Genomic DNA, 26248 nt, shown 5'->3' on the forward strand with positions numbered 1-26248 from the left:
CATGATATAAGCCGTTGCATGCAGCGAAATAATCGAACCCCATGCTGAAGCGGGCCCATGCAGGCCGCATACACCCGGCAACGCATGACAGGCTATTTGCCTGACCCGACGATCCGATCGACAAGCGCATAGCCGGCGCTGAACGCCGCGACTTCCGCCGCGTGGCGCGTCGCAAACTGCTGCATGCCGCTGACGAGCAGTTCCGTGTCGCCCGCATCGGCGGGATCCATGCCCTCCTGGCAAACACGAACCTCATAAGCCCAGCGCGCCGACCCCCCCATGCTGACCACGCCATCGTGGTCAGCATGCTGCTGCGTCACGAGCACATAGACGTCCATGCCGCGATACGCTTCCACACGCCATTCGATTTGCGCCATGTCGATCTCCTTGCGCGAGACTGTCGCACTTTCTTTCGAGCCTAGGTGCACCCCCGAGCGACGGCAAGGTACGCGCACCACCATCAGCGGATTGCACGCGATGAAATGAGGAACAAGAGGAAGCGTTGCGCGAGACAGGCGGCCGGAGATATGAAAGGCCGCAAGAGCGCGATAATGAAACCGGTGCGGGAATACGCGGAAATAAAAAAGGGCTTCCGTTTCCGGAAGCCCTTTTCTTTCTACATAGGTGGCGCGGCTGGCAGGATTCGAACCCACGACCCCTTGGTTCGTAGCCAAGTACTCTATCCAACTGAGCTACAGCCGCACTCGAGAAATGAGATTATATCTGAGTTTTCATTTTTGGGAACCCCCTTCTGCACTTTTTTTCGTTTTTCTTGCCAGCGCGGGCTGCCGGCATGGTTTTCTATAATGGCAGACCGAAGATGTGATTCCGACCATGAACAAGGCATTTGTCAAAGAATCGTCCGGTGACGACGAGGACGATCTCCCCGAAGGCGCTACTCCACTGCCCGCCGGGACGAAGAACTACATCACCGCGGACGGCTACAACCGCCTGCGCAACGAACTGATGCAGCTCATTGACGTCGAGCGTCCCGACGTCGTGCAGATCGTGTCGTGGGCCGCCTCCAATGGCGACCGCTCCGAGAACGGCGATTACCTCTATGGCAAGAAGCGCCTGCGCGAGATCGATCGACGCATCCGTTTCCTGACCCGTCGCCTGGACAAGGCCGAAGTGGTCGACCCGTCCCTGCAGGGCGACAACGACCAGATCTTCTTCGGCGCGACCGTCACCTACGCCAACCAGTCCGGCGAGGAAACGACCATTACCATCGTCGGCATGGATGAGGTGGATCTCGACACGAACCACGTGAGCTGGATCTCGCCGGTCGCCAAGGCACTGATCAAGGCGCGTGAAGGCGATACCGTGGCACTGCGCACGCCGGCCGGGGTGGAACAGATCGATATCCTGGAAGTCAGCTATCCGCCGCGCGCGGCGGACTGATTGCACAACGGCGGCGCTCAGCCGTCGTTGCGGTCGCGGAAGATGCGGATCACGTCCGGATTGCGTCGCAGGGCGCGCATCACGTTGGCCAGGTGCAGGCGATTCTGTACCTGGATGATGAACTGCATGTAGGTGGCTTCCTGGTGGCTGCCGTCCTGCTGCTCCATCGACACGTGCGCCACGTTGGCGTCGGCCGAGGTCAGGTCCGCGGCCACGCGGGCAACGATGCCCTTGACGTTGCGCACCATGACCTTGATCGACACGTCGAACGCGCGCGCGGTCTTCTTCGCCCACATGACGTCGATCCAGTGTTCCGGGTCCTTGCTGTGCAGGCGCTTGGCCACCTTGCAGTCCTGCACGTGGATCTGCAGGCCTTCACCCTTGCCGAGGTAGCCAACGATCGGATCGCCCGGGATTGCGCGGCAGCACACCGGGAACAGGATCGACATGCCCTCGTCGCCCGTGATCGGCACCGCCGGCGCCTCTTCGCCAGAGAAGGTCTGCACCGCCGCCAGCAGCGCGCTGTCGACATCGCCGGACAGCTCCTGCAGCAGGATCTCCATGCGCTTGGCCACCACGGCGGGCACGCGCCGGCCCAGCGCCAGGTCGGCAAAGATGTCTTCGCGGTGCTTGTTGCCGGTCCACTGGATCATGCGCTCCCACACCGACTGCGGCACGGCCTTCAACTCGATGCCGAGCTGGCGCGCCGACTGTTCGAGCAGGCGCTCGCCGAGCTGTATCGCCTCGTCGAGCTTGGTGGTCTTCAGGTAGTGGCGGATGGCCGCGCGCGCCTTGCCGGTGCGCACGAACGACAGCCATGCAGGGTTCGGCTTGGAATACGGCGCCGTCACCACCTCGACGATGTCGCCGCTCTTGAGCTCCGTGCGCAGCGGCAGCAGCTCGTTGTTGATCTTCACGGCGACGCACTGGTTGCCCAGGTCGCTGTGCACCGCGTAGGCAAAGTCCAGCGCGGTGGCACCGCGCGGCAATGCGCGGATATGGCCCTTGGGCGTAAACACGTAGACCGCGTCGGGGAACAGGTCAATCTTGACGTGCTCGAGGAATTCCTGCGAATCGCCGGTCTGGCTCTGGATATCGAGCAGCGATTGCAGCCACTGGTGCGCCTGCTGCTGGATGTCATTCGCATGATCCGCCTGCGTCTTGTACATCCAGTGCGCGGCCACGCCGGCCTCGGCGATCTGGTGCATTTCGCGCGTGCGGATCTGGAACTCCACCGGCGTGCCGAACGGGCCCACCAGCGTCGTATGCAGCGACTGGTAGCCGTTGATCTTCGGGATCGCGATGTAGTCCTTGAACTTGCCCGGCATCGGCTTGTACAGGCCATGCAGTGCACCCATCGCCATGTAGCAGTGCATCTGCGTTTCCACGACCACGCGGAAACCGTACACGTCCAGCACCTGCGAGAACGACAACTGCTTGTCGTGCATCTTGCGGTAGATGCTGTAGAGCGTCTTCTCGCGGCCGGACAGTTCCGCGACGATGCCAGCGTCGGCCAGCCCCTTCTGCGCGGCCTCGAGGATGCGCTTGACCACCTCGCGGCGGTTGCCGCGCGCGGCCTTCACGGCTTTTTCGAGCGTGGCGTAGCGGAAGGGCGAGCCGACCTTGAACGACAGCTCCTGCAGCTCGCGGTAGATCGTGTTGAGACCGAGCCTGTGCGCGATCGGCGCATAGATCTCCATGGTCTCGAGCGCGATGCGGCGGCGCTTCTCCGGCGGCACGAAGTCGAGCGTGCGCATATTGTGCGTACGGTCGGCCAGCTTCACCAGGATCACGCGCACGTCGCGCGCCATGGCGAGCAGCATCTTGCGGAAGCTCTCCGCCTGCGCCTGCTCGCGGCTCTGGAATTCGAGCTTGTCCAGCTTGGTCAGGCCATCGACCAGTTCGGCGACCTTGGGGCCGAATCTCTCGGCCAGTTCGCTCTTGGTGATGCCCTGGTCTTCCATCACGTCATGCAGCAGCGCCGCCATGATGGACTGCACATCGAGCCGCCAGTCCGCGCATAGTTCGGCCACCGCCACCGGGTGGGTGATGTACGGTTCGCCGCTCTGGCGGTACTGGCCCAGGTGGGCCTCGTCGGAAAACTGGAAGGCTTCGCGTACGCGTGCCTGGTCCGGCGCCTTGAGGTAGGCCAGCTTCTCCATCAGCCGCGAGATCGAGATGACCTGCTGGCGCGGCGGCACCGCGGGCTGCGAGGTCGGCCCGAAGAAATGCCGGTATGACTGCGCCAGCACAGCGTCGATGAAGAGGCTGTCGGCTGTCGGTGGCGTCGGCGCCTCGTGCACGGCCGTCAACTCGTCTTGCATCGATGATGCGGGCGCCATGCGCGCCTTGCCCTGCGCCATCGGCGGCACGACGGCACGCTCGCCGACAACATCGTTGCCGAGCGGATCAGGAAGATTGGGAGCGCCGGTGCGCGCGGTCACGGATGCCTGGCCAGAAGGAGAACGCTTACGCGCGGACGCCGCTCCGGCATCGCTGCCCGTCTCGCCGCGCGGGTGCGCGGCGCCGGCCTGCTGGCCGGGAGCGACGGTTGAGGATGGCTGTGACGAAGGCATGGGGACGGCCCCTGGAATCCGGTTGCTGGATGTGCGCGCACACGATGCAAGGATGAACCACAGGCCGCCCGGGAAATCAGGTCGGGACCTTCTTGAGCATCTCGATGCCGACCTGGCCCGAGGCGATCTCGCGCAGGGCAACCACAGTGGGCTTGTCCTTCGCTTCCACCTTCGGGGTGTGGCCCTGCACCAGCTGGCGGGCACGGTACGTGGCCGCCAGGGCGAGCTCAAAGCGGTTCGGGATGTGTTTCAGACAATCTTCGACGGTAATACGCGCCATATCAAATCCACCTTGGGACAAAACCTGTTGGGTTGCTATTTTACAGCACCGCGCGGGAATCGCCCGGCGGCGCCCCGCGCGCATCAGCGCTCAGTGAATGCCAAGCTCGATAAAGAGCTCGGCGTGGCGCGCCTTTTGCGACGAAAAGCGCAGGCGCGTGGCGCGCACCACATTGCGCAGTTCCTCGAGCGCATCGTCGAACACCTCGTTGATGATGACGTAATCCGACTCGGACGCATGCGACATTTCGCTGCCGGCGGCCAGCAGGCGCCGCACGATCACGTTCGGCTCGTCCTGCCCGCGCTTCTTCAGACGCTCTTCCAGCGCTGTCAGCGACGGCGGCAGGATGAAGATCTCCATCGCATTGGAGAAGCGCTTGTGCACCTGCTGCGCGCCCTGCCAGTCGATCTCGAGCAGCACGTCGTTGCCCTGCGCCATCTGCTCCTCGATCCACACTCGCGAAGTCGCGTAGTAGTTGCCGTGGACTTCCGCCCACTCGAGGAATTCGCCGCGATCACGCGCGGCGCGGAACTTGTCCACGGAACAGAAATGGTACTCGCGACCGTCCTGCTCGCCGGGGCGCGGCGCGCGCGTGGTGTGGGAGATCGACAACCGGATCGCCGGGTCCTGCGCAAGCAGTGCGTTGACCAGGGTCGACTTGCCGGCTCCGGAGGGTGCCACCACCATGAACAGGTTGCCGGGGTAGACGGTATCGATGGCAGTGTGGGGCGTATCGCTCATGTGAATTCTTTGGATCTTCAGGCGTCGTGGCGCCAGGTGAAACGTCGTGCGTTGGACAGGTGTTACTCGAGGTTCTGGATCTGCTCGCGCATCTGCTCGATCAGCAGCTTGAGCTCCATCGATGCGTCGGCCAACTCCTTGGCGGCTGCCTTGGAACCCAGCGTGTTGGCCTCGCGGTTGAGCTCCTGCATCATGAAATCCAGCCGCTTGCCGACCTGCCCGCCCTTCTTCAGGATATGACGGGTTTCATTCAGGTGTGCCTGCAGGCGCGACAGTTCCTCGGCAATGTCGATGCGGATGCCGTAGACCGTGGCCTCCTGTCGGATACGCTCGGCGATCTCGTCGCGGCTCATCGACGGCATGCCGGCCGGCGCCGCCAGGTTGAACGCTTCCTGCAGGCGCTCGGTCAGCTTGCCCTGATGATGGGCGATCAGCTGCGGAATGGCAGGCGTGAGCCGTTCGACGATGGCCAGCATCGTATCGATACGCTCCATCAGCGTGGCCTTGAGCGCATCGCCCTCGCGGCGGCGCGCTTCGCGCAGCTGGTCCAGCGCTTCGCGCGCGGCGCCCATCACGGCTTCGCGCAGCGCGTCCTGGGACAGCTCGGGCTCGACCAGCACGCCGGGCCAGCGCAGGATCTCGCCCATGCGCAACGTACCCGCCGTCGGGAAGGTATTCGCCACGGTCGATTCCAGTGCGCGGATCTGGCCCAGCAGGCCCTCATTGAGCGCCAGCGTGGCGCCGCCGGTATCGGTGCGCTGCAGGTTGATGCGGCATTCGAGCTTGCCGCGCGACAGTTCGGCCATCAGCATCTCGCGCAGCGCCGGCTCAAAGGCGCGGCACTCTTCGGGGGCGCGGAACAACAGGTCGAGAAAACGCGAATTGACAGTCCGGAATTCCACCGAAACGGAAGCCGTCCTGCCGCTGGGCTCACCCTGCGCGTTTGTCAGCGGCGCCTGGCGGGTTGCCAGGCCATAACCTGTCATGCTGTGGATCATTAATATTCTCGCGAAATGGCGCGGCCCCGGGGGTAGGCTGGGGCCGCAGCAAGGGCGTCTTGTATCCGCCGAAATGGGGCCACAATGCCCGCTATTGTGTTCTTTACAAGTGACCGATTAGCCGTGACAATCCGAGGCAAATCCGGTCCGATTCCTATGACAGAGTCCAAGGGCGCTACACAACCCAAGAGTGCACCGCTGCCCGTCGGCACGCTGTTGTCCAACTACCGTATTGTAAAGAAGTTGGCCAGCGGGGGGTTTAGTTTCGTCTACCTCGCCACGGACGAGACCGGCGCACCGGTCGCCATCAAGGAATACCTGCCCTCGTCGCTGGCGCGCCGCAATCCCGGCGAACTGATCCCGATGGTGCCCGAGGAAAACGCGGCGTCGTTCCGCCTGGGCCTGAAATACTTCTTCGAAGAAGGCCGCTCGCTGGCCCGCATCTCGCATCACAGCGTCGTCCGCGTGGTGAACTTCTTCCGCGAGAACTCGACCGTCTACATGGTGATGAACTATGAGATGGGCAAGACGCTGCAGGAGCACATCCTGGCCGCGCGCCAGCAGGGCCGCGCCAAGGTGCTGCGCGAACACTTCATCCGCAAGGTCTTCCATGACCTGATGAGCGGCCTGCGCGAAGTCCATATCCACAAGCTGCTGCACCTGGACATCAAGCCCGGCAACATCTACCTGCGCGAAGACGAATCACCGATCCTGCTTGATTTCGGCGCCGCGCGGCAAACCCTCACCATGGAAGCCAAGCGCTTCCAGCCGATGTACACCCCGGGTTTCGCCGCGCCCGAACTCTACGGCAAGCACAACGAGCTCGGGCCCTGGACCGACGTCTACAGCCTGGGCGCGACGCTCTATGCCTGCATGGCCGGCATGCCGCCGCAGGAAGCCAACCAGCGCGAAAAGGACGACCGCATGGGCGACGCCATCACGCGCCTGCGCAGCAGCTACACCAACGGCCTCGTCGACCTGGTCGAATGGTGCCTGCGGCTCGCTCCGGCGGAGCGCCCGCAGAGCGTCTTCCGCCTGCAAAAGGAGTTGCGCGAGCAAACCAACGCGCTCGGCGAGCAAGCCGCCCAGATGGCGCCGCCCGCCCCCGCGGATCGCGCGGAGCGGACCGGCCCGTCCAGCCGCTTCCTGAACCTGCTGCGCCGCCGCGATGACACGGCAGGCGCCCCCGCGCGCCAGCCCGCGGACACAAGCGGCGACTAAATCACTCACAGTCCCGCATTTCCGAACCGAACCCTTCCGAAACAGCCAACATGCGATTCTCCGTCTATCAGGAAAGCAGGAAAGGCGGCCGCCGCATCAACCAGGACCGCATGGGCTATTGCTTCACGCGCGATGCCCTGCTGATGGTCCTGGCCGACGGCCTGGGCGGCCATGCCTTCGGCGAAGTCGCCGCGCAGCAGGCACTGCAGACGCTGGCGCGCCAGTTCCAGACCCAGGCCCGCCCGGTCATCCGCAACCCGGCGGATTTCCTGCAGGACACCATCATGCTGGCGCACCGGGAGATCCACCGTTACGCGGAAGCGCACCGGCTTTCGGACGTGCCGCGCACGACCGTGGTCTGCTGCCTGATACAGCATGGCCAGATTCACTGGGCCCATGCCGGCGACTCGCGCTTCTACATGGTGCGCAAGGGCCGGCTTCTGACGCGTACGCGCGACCACTCGAAGATCGAGAACCTGCTGCAGCAGGAACGCGTGCTGCCCATGGAAGTGGCCAACCACCCCGAGCGCAACAAGCTCTACAACTGCCTCGGGTCGCCCAACCTGCCGCTGATCGACATCGGCGGTCCGGTGCGGCTCGAGCCGGGCGATGTTGCGCTGCTGGGTTCCGACGGCTTGTGGGGACCGCTTGAAGAGCCGGAGATCGTGGACAGGCTCACCAGGCTCTCGGTCGTGCAGGCGGTACCCGAACTGATTACGCGCGCGCTGGAAAAAGCCGGCGAAGGTGCCGACAACACCACCGGCATCGCCATGATGTGGGAACTCGACGCCAGCGCAACGGGCGACGAATCCGTCATGACCGACACCCTGCCGCTGAACGCCTTCACGACCTCCATTCTCGAACGACCGGGCACGGAGGCCGACCTGCTCTCCGAAGAGGAAATCGAGCGCTCCATCGCCGAGATCCGCGCGGCCATCGACAAGACCAGCAACCTGATGCGCTGAGCACGCCAGCCGGTAATGGCGGGAAGGCGGGAAGGCGGGCACGCAAAGCCCGCCAGGGTTAGAATCGCGGTCTCCACCCGATTCGAGCGAACCACTCCCATGCGACCCAGCGGACGCGCAGCCGATGCGCTGCGTTCTATCAGCCTGACCCGTCACTACACCCGCCACGCCGAAGGCTCCGTCTTGTGTGCCTTTGGCGATACCAAGGTGCTGTGCACCGCCAGCGTGCTGTCCAAGGTGCCGCCGCACAAAAAAGGCAGCGGCGAAGGCTGGGTCACGGCCGAATACGGCATGCTGCCGCGCGCCACGCATACGCGCTCGGACCGCGAAGCCGCGCGCGGCAAGCAGACCGGCCGCACCCAGGAAATCCAGCGACTGATCGGCCGCGCCATGCGCTCGGTTTTCGACCTGGCCGCGCTGGGCGAATACACGTTGCACCTCGACTGCGACGTGCTGCAGGCCGACGGCGGCACCCGTACGGCGGCCATCACCGGCGCGTTCGTGGCCGCGCATGACGCGGTCTCGGCCATGCTGCGCAACGGCCAGCTCAGCGCCAGCCCGATCCGCGACTTCGTCGCGGCCGTCTCGGTCGGCATGGTCGACGGCGTGCCGGTGCTGGACCTGGACTATGCCGAGGACAGCAACTGCGATACCGACATGAACGTGGTCATGACCGGCAGCGGCGGCTTCGTCGAGGTGCAAGGCACCGCCGAAGGCACGCCCTTCAGCCGCGCCGACCTCGACGCCATGACGCGCCTGGCCGAAGCCGGCATCGCGCAACTGGTCCGGCACCAGCGCCAGGCGCTGGGCCTGGCCTGAAGGACGCTGCACACCATGCAACGCCTGGTCCTGGCCTCAAACAATCCTGGCAAGCTGCGTGAATTCGGCGCGCTGCTGGCCCCGCTCGGCTTTGATGTCGTATCGCAAGGCGAGTTGGGTGTCCCCGAAGCCGAAGAGCCGTTCGGCACCTTCGTCGAGAACGCGCTGGCCAAGGCCAGGCACGCCAGCCGGCTGGCCGGCATGCCCGCGCTGGCCGACGATTCGGGCATCTGCGTGCAGGCGCTCGACGGTGCCCCGGGCGTCTACTCGGCGCGCTACGCGCAGATGGCCGGCCGGGCCAATTCCGACGCCGCCAACAACGCGCACCTGATCTCGCAACTCGCCGGCAAGCTGAACCGCCGCGCGCATTACTACTGCGTGCTGGTCTTCGTCCGGCATGCCGCGGATCCCTGCCCCATCATCGCCGAAGGCGTATGGCATGGCGAAGTCGTCGATGCCCCGCGCGGTGCCGGCGGCTTCGGCTACGACGCGCATTTCCTGCTGCCGGAGCTGGGCAAGACCGCCGCCGAACTGCCCGCCGAAGAAAAGAACGCAGTCAGCCATCGCGCACTGGCGCTGCGTTCGCTGGCGGCACGGCTGCAGACCGAAAGCCGCGGGCAGGCAGCGCGATGATTCCGATCGTACCGGCCAGCACATCGCCGGCCGCGCCCGCCGACAACACGCAACTCTGGCTCAAGCCCGGCCAGATCGCGCTGCCGGGCTCGCCGCCGCTGTCGCTCTACGTGCATGTGCCGTGGTGCGTGCGCAAGTGTCCCTACTGCGATTTCAATTCGCATGCGGTGCCTGGCAAGGACGGCACCCACGACATTCCGGAAGACGCCTACCTGGACGCCTTGCGCGCCGACCTGGAGCAATCGCTGCCGCTGGTATGGGGCCGCCCGGTCCATACGGTCTTCATTGGCGGCGGCACACCGAGCCTGCTGTCCGCGGCCGGCATGGACCGGCTGCTATCGGATATCCGTGCACTGCTGCCGCTCGATGCCGACGCCGAGATCACGATGGAGGCCAACCCGGGAACGTTCGAGGCCGAACGCTTCGCCAGCTACCGCGCGAGCGGCGTGAACCGGCTTTCTATCGGGATCCAGAGCTTCAACGACAGCCACCTGCAGGCGCTCGGCCGCATCCACGGCGAACGCGAGGCACGCGCGGCCATCGACATCGCGCAGCGCAGCTTCGACAACATCAACCTCGACCTGATGTACGCGCTGCCCGGCCAGACCATGGAGCAGTGCCGCGACGACCTCGAGACTGCGCTGTCGTATGGCACCGCGCACCTGTCGCTCTACCACCTGACGCTGGAGCCCAACACGCTGTTCGCCAAGTACCCGCCCGCGCTGCCGGACGACGACCTGGCCTATGAGATGCAGGACCTGATCGAAGCGCGCACGGCCCAGGCCGGCTATCGTCATTACGAGACCTCCGCCTACGCGCGCGCGCATCGCGAAGCGCGGCACAACCTGAACTACTGGCGCTTTGGCGACTACCTTGGCATTGGCGCCGGTGCGCACGGCAAGCTGTCCTTCCCCAACCGCGTCCTGCGCCAGATGCGGCACAAGCATCCGGCCACCTACATGGCGCAGGCCGTGGCCGGCAGCGCGGTGCAGGAAGCGCGCGAAGTCGGCGCGGATGAGCTGCCATTCGAGTTCATGCTCAACGCGCTGCGGCTGACCGACGGCGTGCCGGCATCGAGCTTCCACGACATGACGGGACTGCCGCTGCACGCCATCAGCCGGCAGCTCGCGGCGGCGGAGAAGAAGGGATTGATTGACGCCGACCCCACGGTAATCCGCCCGACCGAACTCGGACGACGCTTCCTCAATGACCTGCAGGAGATGTTCCTGAAAGACTGAGGACGGCGACGCGCCTGGCACGAAAGTACGAAGGCCACGGCATTGCCGTGGCCTTCGTTGCTTGGTCGACCTTAACCGGGATCAGTACGGCACGGCCATGTCATTGGCCACGCGGGCGCGCATGCCGACCTGCAAGTTGCCAAGGTTGCTCTGCGTCACGGTGGCAACCCGGCCATCGTCGAGCCGGACATTGACGCGATAGGCGGTTTGCGTATTGCTCCCCGCACGCTTCTCGATCTGGTTGCCGGCCACGGCGCCAAGCACCGCACCACCGATCGTCGCCGCGGTCTGTCCGGTGCCACCGCCGACCTGGTGTCCCAGCAGCCCGCCTGCGGCACCGCCAATCACGGTGCCGAGAAGACCGGAGCTGTTTTGCGTGCTGGTAATCGGCTCGATGGATTCCACGCGTCCGTAGTACACCGAACCTGCCGGCGCCTGCGTGGCATAGCCACCGTTGCTGGTCTGCGGCGGGGGCGGAGCGTTGTAGCCGGTGTTGTACCCATTGTTGTAAGGCGCCGCACAACCGGCCAGCCCGATTGCAGCCAGCACGGCCGCAAGCGCCATCCGATTCTTCGACTTGCTTTGCATCTGGAATTCTCCTCTGTTGCCAGGTGAAGCCGGGAAAACAGCACTTAAGCAGATCCCGGCACACCGGTATGAGCCGTGCGGCAGGCATAAGGTTCCGCCGTGTCATACAGGCTCCGACAACAGGGATCACCAGATTCACCCAAGGAAGCGCCCGGGCCTTGTATAATGCGCGTCCTGTACTGGCCCTTGCGGCCAGCGGCATGTCGCGCGAACCGCGCTACAGTGCCGGTACTCTATGGAAGCGTGGCCGAGTGGTTTAAGGCAGCAGTCTTGAAAACTGCCGATGGGGTGACCCATCCGTGAGTTCGAATCTCACCGCTTCCGCCATCCCTCATTCCACAGCGTTCCGATACCTTCCCAAGAATCACCCGCATACGCAACCGCGCGCTGCGGTTCAAGGTCACGATCGGCGGGCAGGCGGTCATCCGCGGGTATCGGCACACGTGCCTCTGGCACGGCGCAAGAAAGCCATGACTCCGCGCTGGCTCAATTGGACAGGGTCCGAGGTATGCGGAAGGCAGAATCGAATAGATGCGCTTATAGCGCAGCCGACAGCCTGGCCACCGGATGTCAGAAGTCGAGCTGCTGCGGGAAGATCCCGAGGGCAGCCGCGATCTTCTCGCGCGAGGAGCGGCGCAGCTTGTCGCTCGCTTCCTGCTGCGCGTAGGCACCCTGCGTGATGCCCAGCTTCGCAGCCACCTCGGCCTGGGTGAAGCCAAGATGCTCGCGCCATGCCTTCACGGGCGTCGCACCGTCGACAGTACGACCCACCACTTCGTTCGGGATCATGTTGGGCCAGCGATGCCTCGCGCGATCGCCGCGTCTTCAAGGGGCGTCGGCATCGTGAGCTTAGATTTTCTGTTCATAGTCGCGTACCTCACGGGAGTTTGCCTTGCGCAGGCTTAGTGCCCGCAGCCAGTCGCCTCGCAGTACGAACACCAGGCAATGCAGCCCATGGCACGGCTGTCAATTGCCCTGGGGATAGGCCTGGAAAACCTTCGCCTTGCCATCCCGCATCACCAGCAGCACCTCATACGGCGTCTTGCGTCCGCCATACTCCGGCCCGTCCATGCCCGGCGATCCCAGTGGCATGCCCGGCACCGCCAGGCCCACCGCGGCGGGCCGCTCACGCAACAGGCGGCGGATCTCGCGCGCCGGCACATGCCCTTCGAGCGCATAGCCTTCGACTACCGCGGTATGGCACGAGCCGTAGCGCTCAGGCATGCCCGCCTTGCTGCGCGCGGCGGGGAGATCATCCACTTCATAAGTCGTGACCTGGAAGCCGTTGGCCTGCAGATGCGACACCCAGTCCTTGCAGCAACCGCACGCGGGAGATTTCCAGACCTTGACCGCAGTCGCGGACGGCGAAGCCCCGGCCCAGGCGGCAGCGGGCAACAGCGCCAGCGCGGCGAGAACGGTCCGGCGGAGAGAGTTGGTGACAACAGGTTCGGCTTTCATGGATCGGAATGGAATACAGGTTCAGGGAATGGGCCGGCAGGATCAGTGCCCGGGAGACAGCGTTCCAAGCCATGCCACTAGCCACAGCACGATCATGGCACACGCCGACTCGCACCATACGCTTCGGCGCAACGCAAGCACGGCGCCGTCGTCGCGCGTGTGCACGGCTCGCGCCAGCCGCGGCGCCAGGCGGTAGCGATTCATGGCCGCCAGCCCCAGCATCGCGCCGAACAGTGCAAGCTTGGCCAGCAACAGCCCGCCGTAGGGCGCAGACAGCAAGCCGGACAGGTCCGGCCCGGCGATCAAGGTGTAGTTGGCAATACCGGTCACCACCAGCGTGGCGACGATGCCGGCACCGATACGGGAAAATCCGCTCGCGACGCGGCTCAACTCGGCCACACCAACGCTTGTCGTGGCGTGTTGCGGCAGCGACAGCCACACAAAGACGGCCAGTGCGCCCACCCACGCGCCGGCCGCCAGCAGATGCACGATGTCCGCCGGCAGATGGATCGCGCGCTGCACGCCTTCGCTCATGGCTCCGTGCCCTCCCCAGGCCAGCGTGGCCAATGCGATGGCCGCGGCCAGCGGCAATACGATGCGCGTCGCCTGCCACTGGCGCGGCGCCCCGCTTGCGATCAGGCAGACGAGCAGCGCCAGCATCCGCACCTGCCACGCAACGCCCAGGCCAGTCTCGGTCACGATCATGCGGACGGTCTCGCCATCGATGGCCAGGTATGACTCCTCGCCCATCATGGTCCTGGCGGCCACCAGCAGGCCAAGCACGGAAAGCACGATGCCCGCCGCCGCCATGAACGCGGTGGCGCGCTTCCCGTACGTGGCCAGGTGCGCGTCCACACGCAGTAACCACATTGCCGCAAGCGGCACGCCGAACAGCAGCGTCAGGTCGACATACAGCGCATAACGCAGGGCAACGGTCGCCCAGTCAGCGTCCATCGGCTTATTTCACGGTGAACGAGAGCTTGCCGCTGACAGGATGCGTGTCGGACGCCACCGCGCGCCAGTCCAGGCGGTAGGTACCCGGCACAAGCGGGCTGACCGGAGTGATCACCATCGTCTTCGGGTCGTCCCCGGCCGAGACGCGGGTAGCCACGTTCATGGGTGCATGGTCCGCCATGCCGGGCATGCCCGTCATGACGAGCTTGGCGCCGGACACGCGTGCAACAAGGCTTTCCGAGAACCGCAGCTCGATCCGCGCGGGCGCCGCGATCTCGGCGCTGTCAGCCGGCGCGGACGCAAGCAGTTGCGGATGAGCGAACGCTTGGCCGCCTGCGAGCAGGGCCGATACGGCAAGCAAGCATTTAGCAGTGGTACGGATGTCGAACATGGGGGCCCTTTGATGATGACTTAACTGATGATTTAACGACCGGCTTGCCTACAGCATGCCTCAGAACCAGACCCGCACGCCAGCCACGAAGCGGGTCTCGCCACTGCGACCGCCGGCGGTCCTGACCATGTCCGACGTATTGCCGAAGGTCTGGTACCGCTCGACGCCGATGTAGGGCGCGAACTGGCGGTTGATTTCATAGCGCAGGCGCAGCCCCGCGGTGCCGTTTGACAGGCCGCTGCCGGTACCGGTCTCGGGGTCGTTCTTGCCATACAGATTGGCCTCGATGCGCGGCTGCAGGATCAGGCGCTGCGTGATCAGCAGTTCGTACTCGGCTGACAGGCGCAGCGCGGTGCGCCCGCTGTCGCCCACGTAGGCGGTGGCATCGACTTCGAACCAGTACGGCGCCAGGCCCTGCACGCCGAACGCTATCCAGTTGCGCGCCGGGCGCCCGCTGCCCACGTCATTGCGCCAGCCAAGCTGCGTGTCCCAGTAGGGAGCGATGGCGTGGCCCCACAGCAGTTCGGTGCGCGCATCGTGCACCTTGCCGCCCGCGGCTTCGCCTTCGGTCTTGATGACGAGCCGGTTGTAGGTGCCCCCGATCCAGGCCTGTGCTTCCCAGTTCGCGGCGTTGGCGCCGTTGGCATGTGCCCACTCCAGCCGGTCGATGAGTACCGCGGCAAACGTGTGCTCGTCCGCCATGTGCAGATGGCGCGTGGGGCCCAGCGCGTACTTTCCTGCGCCAAGCTGGTAGCCACCCGAGTACGCGTGCGGGTCGCGCGCGTCGGGCGGCGCACTCCCACCCTGCATCTTCATGTCGCCATGGTCCGTGGCAGGCACGGAATTGGGCTGAGGCATCGGTGCAGTGGGCGCGGAGCCCTCTTCCATGCTCTGCATGCCTTCCATGCCATCGTCTTCCACGACGGGTGCGACCGCCCCCGAGTCGCTGGATGACTGATGTTGCTGATGCCCCGCATGCGGGTCCTGTGCCCAGGCCGATCCGATTCCCGCGGCCGCAAGGATCGCGGCGAGCAGCTTCCTGGTGCGCGCGTGCATGGCGGCGTTGCGTGCGAAGCGTGCCATCACGACACCACCACTTCGCGGAACATGCCCGCATCCATATGCAGCATCAGGTGGCAATGCCACGCCCAGCGGCCCAGCGCGTCGGCTGTGACCAGGAAACTGATGCGCTGTGCCGGCTGCACCGGGATCGTGTGTCGGCGCGCCAGGAACGTGCCGTCCGGCGCTTCCAGGTCGCTCCACATGCCGTGCATGTGCATCGGGTGGGTCATCATGGTGTCGTTGTGGAGGATGACGCGCAGCCGCTCGCCATGGCGAAAATGCACGGGTGTCGACTTGCCGAACTCGACGCCATCGAACGACCAGGTGTAGCGCTCCATGTTGCCCGTCAGGTGCAGCTCGATCTCGCGCTCCGGCCCGCGTGGGTCCGGCGGTCCGCCCAGTGTGCGCATGTCGGCCAGCGTCAGCACGCGCCGTCCGTTGTTGCGCAGGCCGATGCCGGGGTCGTCGAGGTTCGTGCGCGGCGTGTCCACGCGCATGTCGGTGCCGGCGCTGTACTCGGTGCGCGCGTGGCGCACGGTCTTGCCCGGGACCTTGAGCGGATTGTCAGGCGCCGCGCCATGCGTCGCGTGCTGGCTGTGATCCATGGCCATGCTGCCGTGGTCCATGCCCTGCATGCCCGCATGGTCCGCGCCGTGCGTGGCGCCGTGTTGCATGCCGGCCATGTCGCCCATCATGTCGCCCATGGTCAGCCACTCGGCCTTGTCCAGTGCGGGCACCGGTGCCTGCATGCCATCGCGCACGCTCAGCGTGCCCCTGGCATAGCCGGTGCGGTCCATCGACTGGGCGAAGATCGTATAGGCCTCGTCGCGCGGCTCGACCACGACATCGCAGGTCTCGCCGGGTCCGAAGCGGAACTCGTCGACCGTCACGGGTTCGATGTTGATGCCGTCGACCTGCACCACCTTCAGCTTCAGGCCGGGGATACGCACGTCGAAGAAGGTATTGCCCGCGCCGTTGATCAGCCGCAGCCTCACCTTCTCGCCGGGCCGGAACTGCCCGGTCCAGTTGCCGGCTGGCGTCAGGCCGTTGGCCAGGTAGGTCAGCGTCGCGCCCGACAGGTCGGCGAGATCCGTCGGGCTCATGCGCATCTGGTTCCACATGCGGCGCTTGTCGAGCGCGGCCTTCAGGCCGTCGTTCGAAACGTCGCGGAAGAAATCGACCACCGTCGGCTGGTTGTAGTTGTAGTAGCCGCTCTGGACCTTCAGCTTCGACAGCACGCGCATCGGGTCCTCGTCGGTCCAGTCCGACAGCAGCAGCGTGTAATCGCGGTCGGCCCTCACCGGGTCTTCGCCGGCCGGGTCGATGATGATGCCGCCGTACAGTCCGGTCATCTCCTGGAAGCCGGAGTGCGAGTGGTACCAGTAGCTGCCGCTCTGCGCGACCTTGAAGCGGTATGTGAAAGTGTCCCCCGGGGCAATGCCGCCAAAGCTGATGCCGGGCACGCCATCCATCTGGTACGGCAGGATGATGCCGTGCCAGTGGATCGAGGTCGGTTCGCGCAGGCGGTTGGTCACGCGGATGGTGACGGTCTCGCCTTCGCGCCAGCGCAGCGTTGGGCCAGGCAGCATGCCGTTGACGGTGGTGGCCACGCCGGGCTGGCCGGTAAAGTTGACCACCGATTCGTCGACGACGAGATCGAACTCGGTGCCGCGCAGCACCGGCGCCGTGCCGAAGGAGGTCGCGCCCGGCTGCGCCCATGCCGTCCCATGCCAGGCCGGCAGGCCCGCAAGCACGCCACCGGCCGCCAGGCCCTGCACGAAGCGCCGGCGGGACAGGTTGGGCAGCAGCAGGCCGGTGGAGGGATCGCGTCGCATGGGAAATCAGTCCTTGGAGAGTCGGCAGCCGCACTTGTGAGCGGCAGACAAAGCATACGCAAAGCCAGGGAACATGCACATGACCCCGAAATTACAATCCGGTAATCTTCATGTCATCTTGATGTTCATTGCCCTGGGCTACAGTGGCCGGTCGCCAGCGGCGTGCGGTGCATGGCGGGCAACAAGGAAAGCGCAGATGAAACTGCTGGTAGTGGAGGACGAGGCCAAGACCGGTGAATACCTCCGGCAGGGCCTGACCGAGGCGGGCTTCGTGGTGGACCTGGCCGCCAACGGCCTGGACGGCCACCATCTGGCCATGAGCGAGGTCTACGACCTGATCATCCTGGACGTGATGCTGCCCGACGTGGATGGCTGGCGCATCGTGCAGACGCTGCGCGCGGCCGACAACCGCGTTCCGGTGCTGTTCCTGACCGCGCGCGACAGCGTGGCCGACCGCGTCAAGGGACTGGAACTCGGTGCGGACGACTACCTCGTCAAGCCGTTCGCCTTCGCCGAACTGCTGGCACGCGTGCGCACGCTGCTGCGCCGTGGCAGCGCGCAGGTGAGCGTGGAGCGCGTGCAGGTCGGCGACCTGGTGCTGGACCTGGCGCGCCGGCGCGCATCGCGCGGCGGGCGCCGCATCGTGCTGACCAGCAAGGAGTTCTCGCTGCTGGAATTGCTGGTGCGCCGGCGCGGCGAGGTGTTGCCGCGCTCGCTGATCGCCTCGCAGGTGTGGGACATGAATTTCGACAGCGACAGCAATGTCATCGATGTCGCCATCCGCCGATTGCGCGCCAAGATCGACGACGATTTCGACACCAAGCTGATCCAGACCGTACGCGGCATGGGATACGTGCTCGAAGACCCCGAGGAAGCGGCGTGATGGGCGACGCGATGCGGCGCTTCTCGCTGACGACGCGCCTGACCGCGCTGTTCTGCCTGTCGTCGGCTGGCGTGCTGCTGGGGCTCGGCATCCTGATCGCGACAGCCATGGACCGGCATTTCGCGGAAGAGGACTTTGCGAGCCTGGGCGACAACGTCCGCCTGATCCAGCGGATCGCCACCGAGAACGCCTCGGCGTCGATGCCCGAGCAACTGGCCCTGGCGCTGGAGCACCATCCCGGCTTCATCGCCCACGTCAGCGCGGCCGACGGCCGGACCCTGTACACCAGCCACGGCTTCGATTTCCAGACCGCGCTTGGCACCGCCGCGGTTCTGCCGGCCGGGCGCGAGAACTTTGTCTGGGAACAGGATGGCAAGAGCTACCGGGGCCTGCGCGCCACCGCGCAAGCCACGGGCGGGCTGGCGGCGCCACTGACCATCGTGGTCGGCATGGACACCGAGATCCATGCGCATTTCATGCGTGCATTCCGTCGTTCGCTGGTCTTCTACGTCGCGCTGGCCGCGCTGGCCAGCGGCCTGCTCGGCTGGTGGGCCGCCCGGCGCGGGCTGGCACCGCTGCGCACCATGGCCACGCGCGCACGCGCCGTGACCGCGCACAAGCTCGACGCGCGCATGCCGGTGGAAGCGGTGCCGGTGGAAATGGCGGACCTGGCGGCGACGCTGAATGCGATGCTGGAGCGCTTGCAGCGCGATTTCGAACGACTCTCCGAGTTCTCGTCCGACCTTGCGCATGAACTGCGTACGCCGCTTACCAACCTGATGACGCAGACGCACGTCGTGCTCTCGCAACCGCGCGCGGCAGAAAAGTACCGCGATGTGCTGGCATCGAACGCCGAAGAACTCCAGCGCCTGACGCGCATGGTGTCGGACATGCTCTACCTGGCCCAGATGGAACACGGTCTCACCCTGCCCTGCGCCGAGCCGATCGACGCGGCGGTCGAAGTCCATGCGCTGTTCGAGTTCTACGAAGCACTGGCCGAGGACAAGCACGTGCGCCTGGCGTCGCGCGGCGAGGGGCGCTTCGTGGGCGACAGGCTGATGCTGCGCCGCGCGCTCAGCAACTTGCTGTCCAACGCCCTGCGCTATACGCCGCCGGGCGGCAGCATCACGGTGGAAATCGATGACGGTGCCGATGGGGTCGCCATTGCCGTGGAGAATGAAGGCCAGGAAATCCGGCCGGACTTGCTGCCCGTGATCTTCGACCGCTTCTCGCGCGGCGACAGGTCTCGCGTCCGTCCGGAGTCGGACAGCGTGGGACTGGGATTGTCGATCACGCGCGCGATCATGGCCGCGCATGGGGGAACCATCGCCGTGCAGTCGGCGGGTGGCAAGACACGCTTTACGCTCACCTTCCGGCGGCAGGCGGCGCCAGCCACGGCGGCGGCGTGTGCCGTCATTCGCTCGCCGTCAGCAGGCGGTACGCGTCGTCTTCCGTGATCTTGAGCCGGTAGCTGGTTGCCAGCAGGCGCGCCAGGGTGCGCGCCGCGCCGGGCTGACTGTGCCGCAGTTGCTCGCGATAGGCCTCGACCTCATAGCGCAACCGCCAGCGGCGGCTGAGCAGATAGCGCACACCCATCAGGCCCCAGCTGCGCCAGAACTGGCGCACGTGCACCTTCTCATGCTCGATCAGCGCGTGGCTGGCACCGGGGCGCAACAGGATCAGCGGCCCTGGCGTGAAGCCGTCAAACCCGCGCGGCACCAGCCAGCGGGTTTCGATCATCAGGCACAGAGGGGAGCGGCAATAGCGGACCATGGCACCAGCATAGCGCGAACCGCCCCGGGGTTCACGCTGCGGCGCGCAGAGCTTCGTGCGGCGGCTGGATGAGCGGCGCGCTGCCGCGCGAGCGGCCCGAGCTGAGATAGCCCGCAATCGAATCCTGCTTCACTTCGCCAAGGTACGCGCCGCCTGCGTCCAGCACCGGCAGCCAGCTCGTGTTGTGCTGGTACATGCGCGACAGCAGGATGCGCAGATGCTCGTCGGATGTGGCCGTGGCGGGAAACGCACGCATCGCGTCGCGGCAGAGGCCGCTGCCCGCGCGCGCATCACGGCGCGTGACGTAGCCAAGCGCGCGCTGTGCATCGTCGACCACCGGCAGGTGGCGCACGTCGGCGTCGTCCATCACGCCGAGCGCGTCGGACAGCGCCATGTCCGGCCGGCAGCTCGGCGGCATGGTGGCCGCATCGCCGGCGCTCACGAGCAGCAGGCGCTTGAGCGTGTTGTCGTGGCCGACAAAGGCCTGCACGAACGCATCGGCCGGATGCGCCAGCAGCGCGTCCGGATGATCGAACTGCACCAGCTTGCCGCGCCGGAACACCGCCACCTTGCTGGCCAGCTTGATGGCCTCGTCGATATCGTGCGAGACCATGATCACGGTCTTGCCAAGCTGGCGCTGCATCTGCAGGAATTCGTTCTGGATGCTTTCGCGATTGATCGGATCGACCGCGCCGAAGGGCCGGACGGCCCGAGGAACACGCAGATTTCCCCGCGCGGCACCGTCAGCGAGACAGCATCCACGGCCCGCACTTCAGTGCCATCCTTCTGCGGGAAGGCCTTGGTGAGTTGGTCGAGTTCGATCATAGTCGGATTCCTTTAATCACGTCGCGGCGCGTGAACGGCAGCCTGTACCGGGCCTTGAGCGGGCCCAGGCCATCCGGCCGTGCGGCGAATTCCATATCCACTGCGAACGGATGTTGCGCGCCCTCGCCGCCCTTGCGCATCTTCTCTGCATAGGCCGACAGCGTGGTCACGCCGCTCGCCCGCGCACGCGCCTTCGGCATGGCCAGCGCATAGGTGTTGTTGATGCCCGACGGCTCCAGCCAGACCAGGCCGCGGGCCGCGTCCAGCGCCTTTACGCGGGCGTAGCTCTCCTTCGCGTCGAGCTTTTCCTCGACCTTGTTGAAGACGATCAGCGCGGTGCCGGTGTAGTCCCACACCACGTCGAGCTGGCCGCTCTCCAGGGCCTGGCGCATCAGCGTGCTGCCCAGGCCCGCGGTCAGCTCGGTGCCGATGCCCTTGGCGCGCAGGTACTGCGACGTCAGCGACGACAGGATCAGCTGCTCGGTGAAATTCTTGCCGCCTACGCGCACCGGCACGGCTTCGGCCGCGGGCGCCTGCGCGCGGGCCGGCGCGGAACTCAGCAGCACGGCGGCGAGCACGGTGCCCACCAGCATGAAGGCCCAGAAGGCGCGGCGTTCGCGGTCTCGTTTCGGTTCCATTCGATTCTCCTCCCGGCCGCCATTCATCGCGCCAGGCCCCGGCGGCGCAGGTACAGGTTGCCGGCGCCGGCAAAGAGCGCGTCCAGCGCCAGCGCCAGCAGCGCGGTGGCGGCGGCGCCGAGCAGCAGCAACGGCTGGTTGTTCAGGTAGATGCCCGGGAAGATCAGTTCGCCGAGGCTGTTGGCGCCGATCAGGAACGACAGCGGCACGGTGCCCACGTTGATCACCAGGCTGATGCGGATGCCCGCCAGCATCACCGGCAGCGCATTCGGCAGCTCCACGCGCAGCAGCCGCTGGCACGGCGTCATGCCGATGCCGCGCGCGGCTTCGCGCAGCGTGGGCGAGACGTTGCGCAGCGCCGCGAATCGAAAGCGGATAAAAAACCACTTTCCGTTCGCGGAAAACAATATGGGCTAGGCGGCCGTGAGTTGGGGGAGCCGCCGTCCCGGTTCAGATTGCATTGCCGCCATGACCGGCACGATTGCCGGCGGACGGGCTTTTGGACTTCCACACCATGGGTGGGAAGCCCAGTTGACGGGATGCCGCGGCGTCGCTCGCGGCGCACCCCTGAAGCGGCGCACCCGGGTCGGTTGATTACCGGAAGGCAGGTGGCCAGGGCAGCGCTGAAAGTGAAGAGGTCGACGCGCCGCCGAATTCGTCGGGCCGTTGCCAGACAAGGCCTGGCGGCTTAGCCAGGCAAGTCAATCCACAGCAACGGATGACAAAGAGAGCGCTATTATACGTATCTTCATCGATCTTGTCATTTCCGCCTATCCAGCCACCTTCCGGACGGGTTTTTAGCCCTGCTCGAAAGACGTGCGCGCACCCCGCTGCGGAACCGGCATAAGTGGCTCCGACCGTTGCCGTGCTGGCTTGAATCCGCAGATATTGCGCGCATGGATAGAACAATGTGTTGCCTGCGCGCCCTCTACTCTTTCGCGGCCAAACCTCTACATTGTCGGTGTAGCTGAACACGACGCGGCCCGATGCAGGCAGCAGCAATGCCCGCCAGACGGCCCGCCAACCGGAGAAAGTTCATGGACACCCGCAACCCTCTCACCACCGTTCCGGCCACCGCCCAGGAATCCGTGCAGCGCTCCCGCACCGTGGACCGTGTCGTGCGCGGCATCGCCACCTCGGACGGCGCCGGCGTCAAGCTGACGCGCGTGCTGACGCAGAACCTGCAGCGCCGGCTGGACCCGTTCCTGATGCTCGATGCCTTCGGCACCGACAGCAAGGACGACTACATCGGCGGCTTCCCCGATCACCCGCATCGCGGCTTCGAGACCATCACCTACATGCTGGCCGGCCGCATGCGCCACCGTGACAGCGCCGGCAATGAGGGCCTGCTCGAAAACGGCGGCGCGCAGTGGATGGTGGCGGGCGCCGGCGTGGTGCACTCGGAAATGCCCGAGCAGGAAGACGGCCGCATGGAAGGCTTCCAGCTCTGGCTGAACCTGCCCGCGGCGGACAAGATGACCGCCCCGTGGTACCGCGACATGCCCGCCGCCTCGATCCCGACCGTGGCGCTGGACAACGGCGGCACCGTGCGCGTGCTGGCCGGAGCCTCGCACGGCGTGTCCGGCGCGGTAACGCGCCCGGTGACGGAACCGGTCTACCTTGACGTGCACCTTCCTGCCGGCCAACAGTTCCGGCAGGCGCTGCCGGCCGGGCACAACGCCTTCGTCTATGTGTACCGGGGCGAGGTGTCGATCGGTGAAGGCAGCGAGAAGGCGGTGGTCGAGTCGCAGCGCATGGGCGTGCTCGACAACGCCAGCACGGCAGATGGCGTGATCGTCAGCGCCGAAGCCGATGCCCACTTCCTGCTGATCGCCGGACAGCCGCTGGGCGAGCCGATCGCCCAGTATGGGCCGTTCGTGATGAACACGCAGGAGCAGATCTACCAGACGCTGGCGGATTTCCGCGACGGGCGTTTTGCGACGATCCCGGCTGCTACCGGGGCCTGAACCCCGCCTGCCACGGCCCTCGCGCCAGGGCCCCGAAGCGCTTCAGACCGCCGCCCTCCGAAAGGAGAGCGGCGGTTTTTCTTTGCCATCCCCGGCATGCGACTTGCAACCACCCGCCAACCGTTGCGGCGCTTGGACAAACCCCGGAAACCAGCCGCCACGGAGCCACGCACTTATATAATTCTTAACCAATATCGTGCATCACGAAATCATGATGAATGCTGCAATGCGTCGCGGCGATGCTGCGCCACGCACTGCTGCTGAATGCCTGCCTTCCACGTTGCTGCCATAACAACCCGAGCCGCCTCAGTGACATCACAACACCCTCCCAGGCTGGCGCTAGCCCATATCAGCAAGCGCTATCCCGGCGTCATCGCGAACGATGACATCAGCCTCAGCGTCGCCCCCGGCGAAATCCACGCCGTTCTGGGCGAAAACGGAGCCGGCAAATCCACCCTGATGAAGATCATCTTCGGCGCGGTCCGCCCGGACGCCGGCGAGATGCACTTCAACGGGGCGCCGGTTACGATCAACAGCCCGCACGACGCCCGCAACCTGGGCATTGCCATGGTGTTCCAGCATTTCTCGCTGTTCGACACCCTGACCGTGACCGAGAACATCGCGCTGGGCCTGCCTGGCGGCCGCCAGGGCGCGGGCAGCAGCATGAAGCAGCTGGCCGAGCGCATCCGCGCCACCGCCGAGCGTTATGGCCTGCCGCTGGAACCGAACCGCCATGTCCATACGCTGTCGGTCGGCGAGCGGCAGCGCGTGGAGATCGTGCGCGCGCTGCTGGCCAACCCGCAGCTGCTGATCCTGGACGAGCCGACCTCGGTGCTGACGCCGCAAGCCGTGGAAACGCTGTTCGTCACGCTGCGCCAGCTCGCGACCGAAGGCACCAGCATCCTCTACATCAGCCACAAGCTCGACGAAATCCGTGCGCTCTGCCATCACGCCACCGTGATGCGCATGGGCAAGGTCACCGGCGTGTGCGACCCCCGCCAGGAAAGCGCGGCCTCGCTGTCGCGCCTGATGATCGGCGGCGAGCCGCCGCGCGAAGCGCGCGTGACCGCGCAGCGCGGCGAGGTGCGCCTGAGCGTGCAGGAACTGTCGCTGCCGCGCGCGCATGCGTTCGCGACCGAGCTGCAGCGCATCTCGCTCGACGTGCACGCCGGCGAGATCGTCGGCATTGCCGGCGTATCGGGCAACGGTCAGCAGGAGCTGCTGGCCGCGCTGTCCGGGGAAGACACGCGCGTGGAAGCCGCCTCGGTGCGGCTCGCGGGCAAGCCGGTCGGCCGGCTCGATGCGCGCCAGCGGCGGCGCGCGGGGCTGGCCTTCGTGCCGGAAGAGCGGCTCGGGCGCGGCGCGGTGCCCGGCATGAGCCTGGCAACGAATACGCTGCTGTCGCACCAGACACCTCCATACGTACGCAACGGCATGATCTCGCCGAAGGCGGCGGCCGGCCTGGCCACTTCGATCATCAGCCGCTTCCGCGTGAAAGCGAGCGGGCCCGACGCGCTGGCCCGCAGCCTGTCCGGCGGCAACCTGCAGAAATTCATCGTCGGCCGCGAGATCGAAAGCGGACCCAAGGTGCTGATCGTCGCGCAGCCGACCTGGGGCGTCGATGTCGGCGCCGCCGCGCAGATCCACAACGAGATCCTCGCGCTCAAGGCCACCGGCTGCGCGATCCTGGTGGTCTCGGAAGAACTCGACGAGCTGTTCGCGATCTGCGACCGGCTGCACGTCATCGCCAAGGGCCACCTGTCGCCATCGATCCCGGCCGAGACCGCCACGCGCGAACAGATCGGCCTGTGGATGAGCGGCCTGTGGGAAGGCGGTCCGGCGCAGTCGCGCGACGCCCACGCAGCGGAGGTGGCCAGCCATGGCTGAGATGCGCTCGCTCCTGCCCCGCTCCCCCATCACGCTGGCGCCGCGCGGCCTGCCGTCGCGGAGCATGGCCTATGCCTCGCCGGTGATCGCGCTCGCGCTCACGCTGCTGTTCGGCGCGCTGCTGTTCCTGGCGCTCGGCAAGGACCCGATGGCCGCGCTCAAGGTGTTCCTCGCGGATCCGCTCCGGGACAAGCGCGCCATTGGCGAAGTCCTGCTCAAGACCGTGCCGCTGGTGCTGTGCGCGCTGGGCCTGTCGGTCTGCTACCGCGCCAATGTGTGGAACATCGGCGCGGATGGCCAGCTTATCGCCGGCGGCATTTTCGCGGGTGCCACGGTGCTGTTCTTCGATGTGCCAGGCCAGACGCTGAACGGAACCGTCGTGCTGATGCTGGCTTCGCTCGCGGGCGTGATCGGCGGCATGGCCTGGGCGTCGATCACGGCGCTGCTCAAGGACCGCTTCAACGCCAACGAGATCCTGGTCTCGCTGATGCTCACGTACATCGCGCAGCAGCTCATGCTATGGGTCGTCAATGGACCGCTCAAGGATCCCAACGGCATGAACTTTCCGCAGTCCAGGGTGTTCTCGTCCGAATACCTGCTGCCGAACCTGATGTCCGGCTCGCGCCTGCATGCGGGCTTTGCGGTGATGCTGGTGCTGGTCGCGGTGATGACGGTGTTCGTTTTCCGCAGCTTCGCCGGCTACCGCCTGCAGGTCGGCGGCACCGCGCCGGCCGCCGCGCGCTATGCCGGCTTTTCATCGCGCAGCGCGCTGTGGAGCGCCCTGCTGATCTCGGGCGCCACCGCGGGCCTGGCCGGCGCGTTCGAAGTCACCGGCCCGATCGGCCAGCTGCTGCCGTCGATCTCGCCTGGCTACGGCTTCACGGCCATCATCGTCGCGTTCGTCGGCCGCCTGCACCCGGTCGGCACCGTGTTCGGCGGCATCATGATGTCGCTGTTCTATATCGGCGGCGAGATGGCGCAATCGCGGCTGGGCTTGCCGTCGGCCATCGGCTGGGTGTTCCAGGGCATGCTGCTGTTCTTCCTGCTGGCCTGCGACACCCTCATCGAAAACCGCCTGCGCTGGCGCGCCACGGCAGCCTGAGCGGAGCTACGTA

The 26248-nt window shown here is 66.1% G+C and carries 24 protein-coding genes, 2 tRNA genes and 3 pseudogenes; 12 read left to right on the top strand and 17 right to left on the bottom strand.

Translation table 11 applies throughout. The annotated features are described in order from the left end of the window. Window positions 1–92 precede the first annotated feature (92 nt). A complete protein-coding gene (locus CupriaWKF_RS11545; protein ID WP_276100777.1) occupies window positions 93–377 on the bottom strand; it encodes a hypothetical protein in 285 nt (94 codons plus the stop codon). A 248-nt stretch (window positions 378–625) separates the two neighbouring features. Continuing rightward, a tRNA-Arg gene (locus CupriaWKF_RS11550) sits at window positions 626–702 on the bottom strand. A 132-nt stretch (window positions 703–834) separates the two neighbouring features. Here CupriaWKF_RS11550 and greB point away from each other — a divergent pair. After that, window positions 835–1401, top strand: coding sequence for a transcription elongation factor GreB (gene greB / locus CupriaWKF_RS11555; RefSeq protein WP_276098013.1), 567 nt, complete (start codon window positions 835–837; stop codon window positions 1399–1401). Window positions 1402–1418: 17 nt separating this feature from the next. On the opposite strand, the gene CupriaWKF_RS11560 is transcribed toward greB, so the two are convergent. From CupriaWKF_RS11560 to CupriaWKF_RS11575, 4 genes are all read right to left on the bottom strand, one after another. Next, window positions 1419–3845 carry a bifunctional (p)ppGpp synthetase/guanosine-3',5'-bis(diphosphate) 3'-pyrophosphohydrolase gene (locus CupriaWKF_RS11560; RefSeq protein ID WP_276100778.1) on the bottom strand — a complete coding sequence of 809 codons (2427 nt, stop codon included), beginning with the start codon at window positions 3843–3845 and terminating at the stop codon, window positions 1419–1421. A gap of 208 nt (window positions 3846–4053) precedes the next feature. Beyond that, entirely contained in the window at window positions 4054–4257 is a 204-nt protein-coding gene (rpoZ, locus tag CupriaWKF_RS11565; protein WP_006578656.1) for a DNA-directed RNA polymerase subunit omega, read from the bottom strand. Window positions 4258–4347: 90 nt separating this feature from the next. After that, complete coding sequence (gene gmk / locus CupriaWKF_RS11570) at window positions 4348–4998, bottom strand: guanylate kinase (RefSeq protein WP_276098014.1); 651 nt, start codon at window positions 4996–4998, stop codon at window positions 4348–4350. A 62-nt stretch (window positions 4999–5060) separates the two neighbouring features. Continuing rightward, complete coding sequence (locus tag CupriaWKF_RS11575) at window positions 5061–5996, bottom strand: YicC/YloC family endoribonuclease (protein ID WP_276098015.1); 936 nt, start codon at window positions 5994–5996, stop codon at window positions 5061–5063. A 156-nt stretch (window positions 5997–6152) separates the two neighbouring features. Between CupriaWKF_RS11575 and CupriaWKF_RS11580 the strand changes: the two genes are divergently transcribed. The 5 genes from CupriaWKF_RS11580 to hemW all read left to right on the top strand — a co-directional run bounded on the left by CupriaWKF_RS11580 (window position 6153) and on the right by hemW (window position 10872). Then, window positions 6153–7217 (top strand): serine/threonine-protein kinase, encoded by a 1065-nt coding sequence (locus CupriaWKF_RS11580; RefSeq protein WP_276098016.1) that lies wholly within the window; start codon window positions 6153–6155, stop codon window positions 7215–7217. A 50-nt stretch (window positions 7218–7267) separates the two neighbouring features. Further along, window positions 7268–8182, top strand: coding sequence for a PP2C family serine/threonine-protein phosphatase (locus CupriaWKF_RS11585; RefSeq protein WP_276098017.1), 915 nt, complete (start codon window positions 7268–7270; stop codon window positions 8180–8182). 99 nt (window positions 8183–8281) lie between these two features. After that, window positions 8282–9001 (top strand): ribonuclease PH, encoded by a 720-nt coding sequence (gene rph, locus CupriaWKF_RS11590; protein ID WP_276098018.1) that lies wholly within the window; start codon window positions 8282–8284, stop codon window positions 8999–9001. Window positions 9002–9016: 15 nt separating this feature from the next. After that, window positions 9017–9634, top strand: coding sequence for an RdgB/HAM1 family non-canonical purine NTP pyrophosphatase (rdgB, locus tag CupriaWKF_RS11595; protein ID WP_276098019.1), 618 nt, complete (start codon window positions 9017–9019; stop codon window positions 9632–9634). Beyond that, window positions 9631–10872: a radical SAM family heme chaperone HemW gene (gene hemW, locus CupriaWKF_RS11600; RefSeq protein ID WP_276098020.1), complete on the top strand. Its 1242-nt coding sequence runs from the start codon at window positions 9631–9633 to the stop codon at window positions 10870–10872. Before rdgB ends, hemW begins: the two co-directional genes overlap by 4 nt. 81 nt (window positions 10873–10953) lie before the next feature. Here hemW and CupriaWKF_RS11605 read toward each other — a convergent pair whose 3' ends face one another. Next, the gene (locus CupriaWKF_RS11605) at window positions 10954–11460 is read right to left on the bottom strand and encodes a glycine zipper 2TM domain-containing protein (RefSeq protein WP_276098021.1); all 507 of its coding nucleotides are present in this window, start codon (window positions 11458–11460) and stop codon (window positions 10954–10956) included. A 237-nt stretch (window positions 11461–11697) separates the two neighbouring features. Between CupriaWKF_RS11605 and CupriaWKF_RS11610 the strand changes: the two genes are divergently transcribed. Beyond that, window positions 11698–11787: transfer RNA gene (locus tag CupriaWKF_RS11610), tRNA-Ser, on the top strand. A 243-nt stretch (window positions 11788–12030) separates the two neighbouring features. Here the strand turns inward: CupriaWKF_RS11610 and CupriaWKF_RS11615 are convergent. From CupriaWKF_RS11615 to CupriaWKF_RS11640, 6 genes are all read right to left on the bottom strand, one after another. Next, on the bottom strand, window positions 12031–12249 hold the full coding sequence (locus tag CupriaWKF_RS11615) for a helix-turn-helix transcriptional regulator (RefSeq protein ID WP_276098022.1): 219 nt from the start codon (window positions 12247–12249) through the stop codon (window positions 12031–12033). Between the two features lie 177 nt (window positions 12250–12426). Further along, window positions 12427–12918: a DUF411 domain-containing protein gene (locus tag CupriaWKF_RS11620; RefSeq protein WP_276098023.1), complete on the bottom strand. Its 492-nt coding sequence runs from the start codon at window positions 12916–12918 to the stop codon at window positions 12427–12429. 42 nt (window positions 12919–12960) lie between these two features. Next, window positions 12961–13872 (bottom strand): copper homeostasis membrane protein CopD, encoded by a 912-nt coding sequence (gene copD, locus CupriaWKF_RS11625; protein ID WP_276098024.1) that lies wholly within the window; start codon window positions 13870–13872, stop codon window positions 12961–12963. 4 nt (window positions 13873–13876) lie between these two features. Continuing rightward, window positions 13877–14263, bottom strand: coding sequence for a copper homeostasis periplasmic binding protein CopC (gene copC, locus CupriaWKF_RS11630; RefSeq protein WP_276098025.1), 387 nt, complete (start codon window positions 14261–14263; stop codon window positions 13877–13879). Window positions 14264–14323: 60 nt separating this feature from the next. After that, window positions 14324–15346 (bottom strand): copper resistance protein B, encoded by a 1023-nt coding sequence (locus CupriaWKF_RS11635; RefSeq protein ID WP_276098027.1) that lies wholly within the window; start codon window positions 15344–15346, stop codon window positions 14324–14326. Further along, window positions 15346–17160 (bottom strand): copper resistance system multicopper oxidase, encoded by a 1815-nt coding sequence (locus CupriaWKF_RS11640; protein ID WP_276098028.1) that lies wholly within the window; start codon window positions 17158–17160, stop codon window positions 15346–15348. Before CupriaWKF_RS11640 ends, CupriaWKF_RS11635 begins: the two co-directional genes overlap by 1 nt. 196 nt (window positions 17161–17356) lie before the next feature. Here CupriaWKF_RS11640 and CupriaWKF_RS11645 point away from each other — a divergent pair, with 196 nt between their 5' ends. After that, window positions 17357–18043, top strand: a complete 687-nt coding sequence (locus CupriaWKF_RS11645; protein WP_276098029.1) for a heavy metal response regulator transcription factor — start codon at window positions 17357–17359, stop codon at window positions 18041–18043. Between the two features lie 11 nt (window positions 18044–18054). Beyond that, window positions 18055–19500 (top strand): heavy metal sensor histidine kinase, encoded by a 1446-nt coding sequence (locus CupriaWKF_RS11650; protein ID WP_276100779.1) that lies wholly within the window; start codon window positions 18055–18057, stop codon window positions 19498–19500. On the opposite strand, the gene CupriaWKF_RS11655 is transcribed toward CupriaWKF_RS11650, so the two are convergent. The 4 genes and pseudogenes from CupriaWKF_RS11655 to CupriaWKF_RS11670 form a co-directional block, all read right to left on the bottom strand. Next, window positions 19457–19816: a hypothetical protein gene (locus CupriaWKF_RS11655; RefSeq protein ID WP_276098030.1), complete on the bottom strand. Its 360-nt coding sequence runs from the start codon at window positions 19814–19816 to the stop codon at window positions 19457–19459. The two genes, CupriaWKF_RS11650 and CupriaWKF_RS11655, sit on opposite strands and share 44 nt — an antisense overlap. 31 nt (window positions 19817–19847) lie before the next feature. After that, window positions 19848–20641: pseudogene (locus CupriaWKF_RS11660) on the bottom strand (CBS domain-containing protein). Beyond that, a pseudogene (locus CupriaWKF_RS11665) lies at window positions 20621–21234 on the bottom strand (glycine betaine ABC transporter substrate-binding protein); the annotation flags it as partial. The pseudogenes CupriaWKF_RS11665 and CupriaWKF_RS11660, both read right to left, overlap by 21 nt. Before the next feature lie 68 nt (window positions 21235–21302). Further along, window positions 21303–21635, bottom strand: a pseudogene (locus CupriaWKF_RS11670) (ABC transporter permease subunit); the annotation flags it as partial. Window positions 21636–22316: 681 nt separating this feature from the next. Here CupriaWKF_RS11670 and CupriaWKF_RS11675 point away from each other — a divergent pair. From CupriaWKF_RS11675 to CupriaWKF_RS11685, 3 genes are all read left to right on the top strand, one after another. After that, entirely contained in the window at window positions 22317–23246 is a 930-nt protein-coding gene (locus CupriaWKF_RS11675; protein WP_276098031.1) for a pirin family protein, read from the top strand. A gap of 309 nt (window positions 23247–23555) precedes the next feature. Continuing rightward, complete coding sequence (locus CupriaWKF_RS11680; RefSeq protein WP_276098032.1) at window positions 23556–25133, top strand: ABC transporter ATP-binding protein; 1578 nt, start codon at window positions 23556–23558, stop codon at window positions 25131–25133. Next, window positions 25126–26235, top strand: a complete 1110-nt coding sequence (locus tag CupriaWKF_RS11685; RefSeq protein ID WP_276098033.1) for an ABC transporter permease — start codon at window positions 25126–25128, stop codon at window positions 26233–26235. The genes CupriaWKF_RS11680 and CupriaWKF_RS11685 overlap by 8 nt, the downstream gene beginning before the upstream one ends. Window positions 26236–26248 lie beyond the last annotated feature (13 nt).

The sequence above is a fragment of the Cupriavidus sp. WKF15 genome (genome assembly GCF_029278605.1).
Classification (GTDB): Bacteria; Pseudomonadota; Gammaproteobacteria; order Burkholderiales; family Burkholderiaceae; genus Cupriavidus.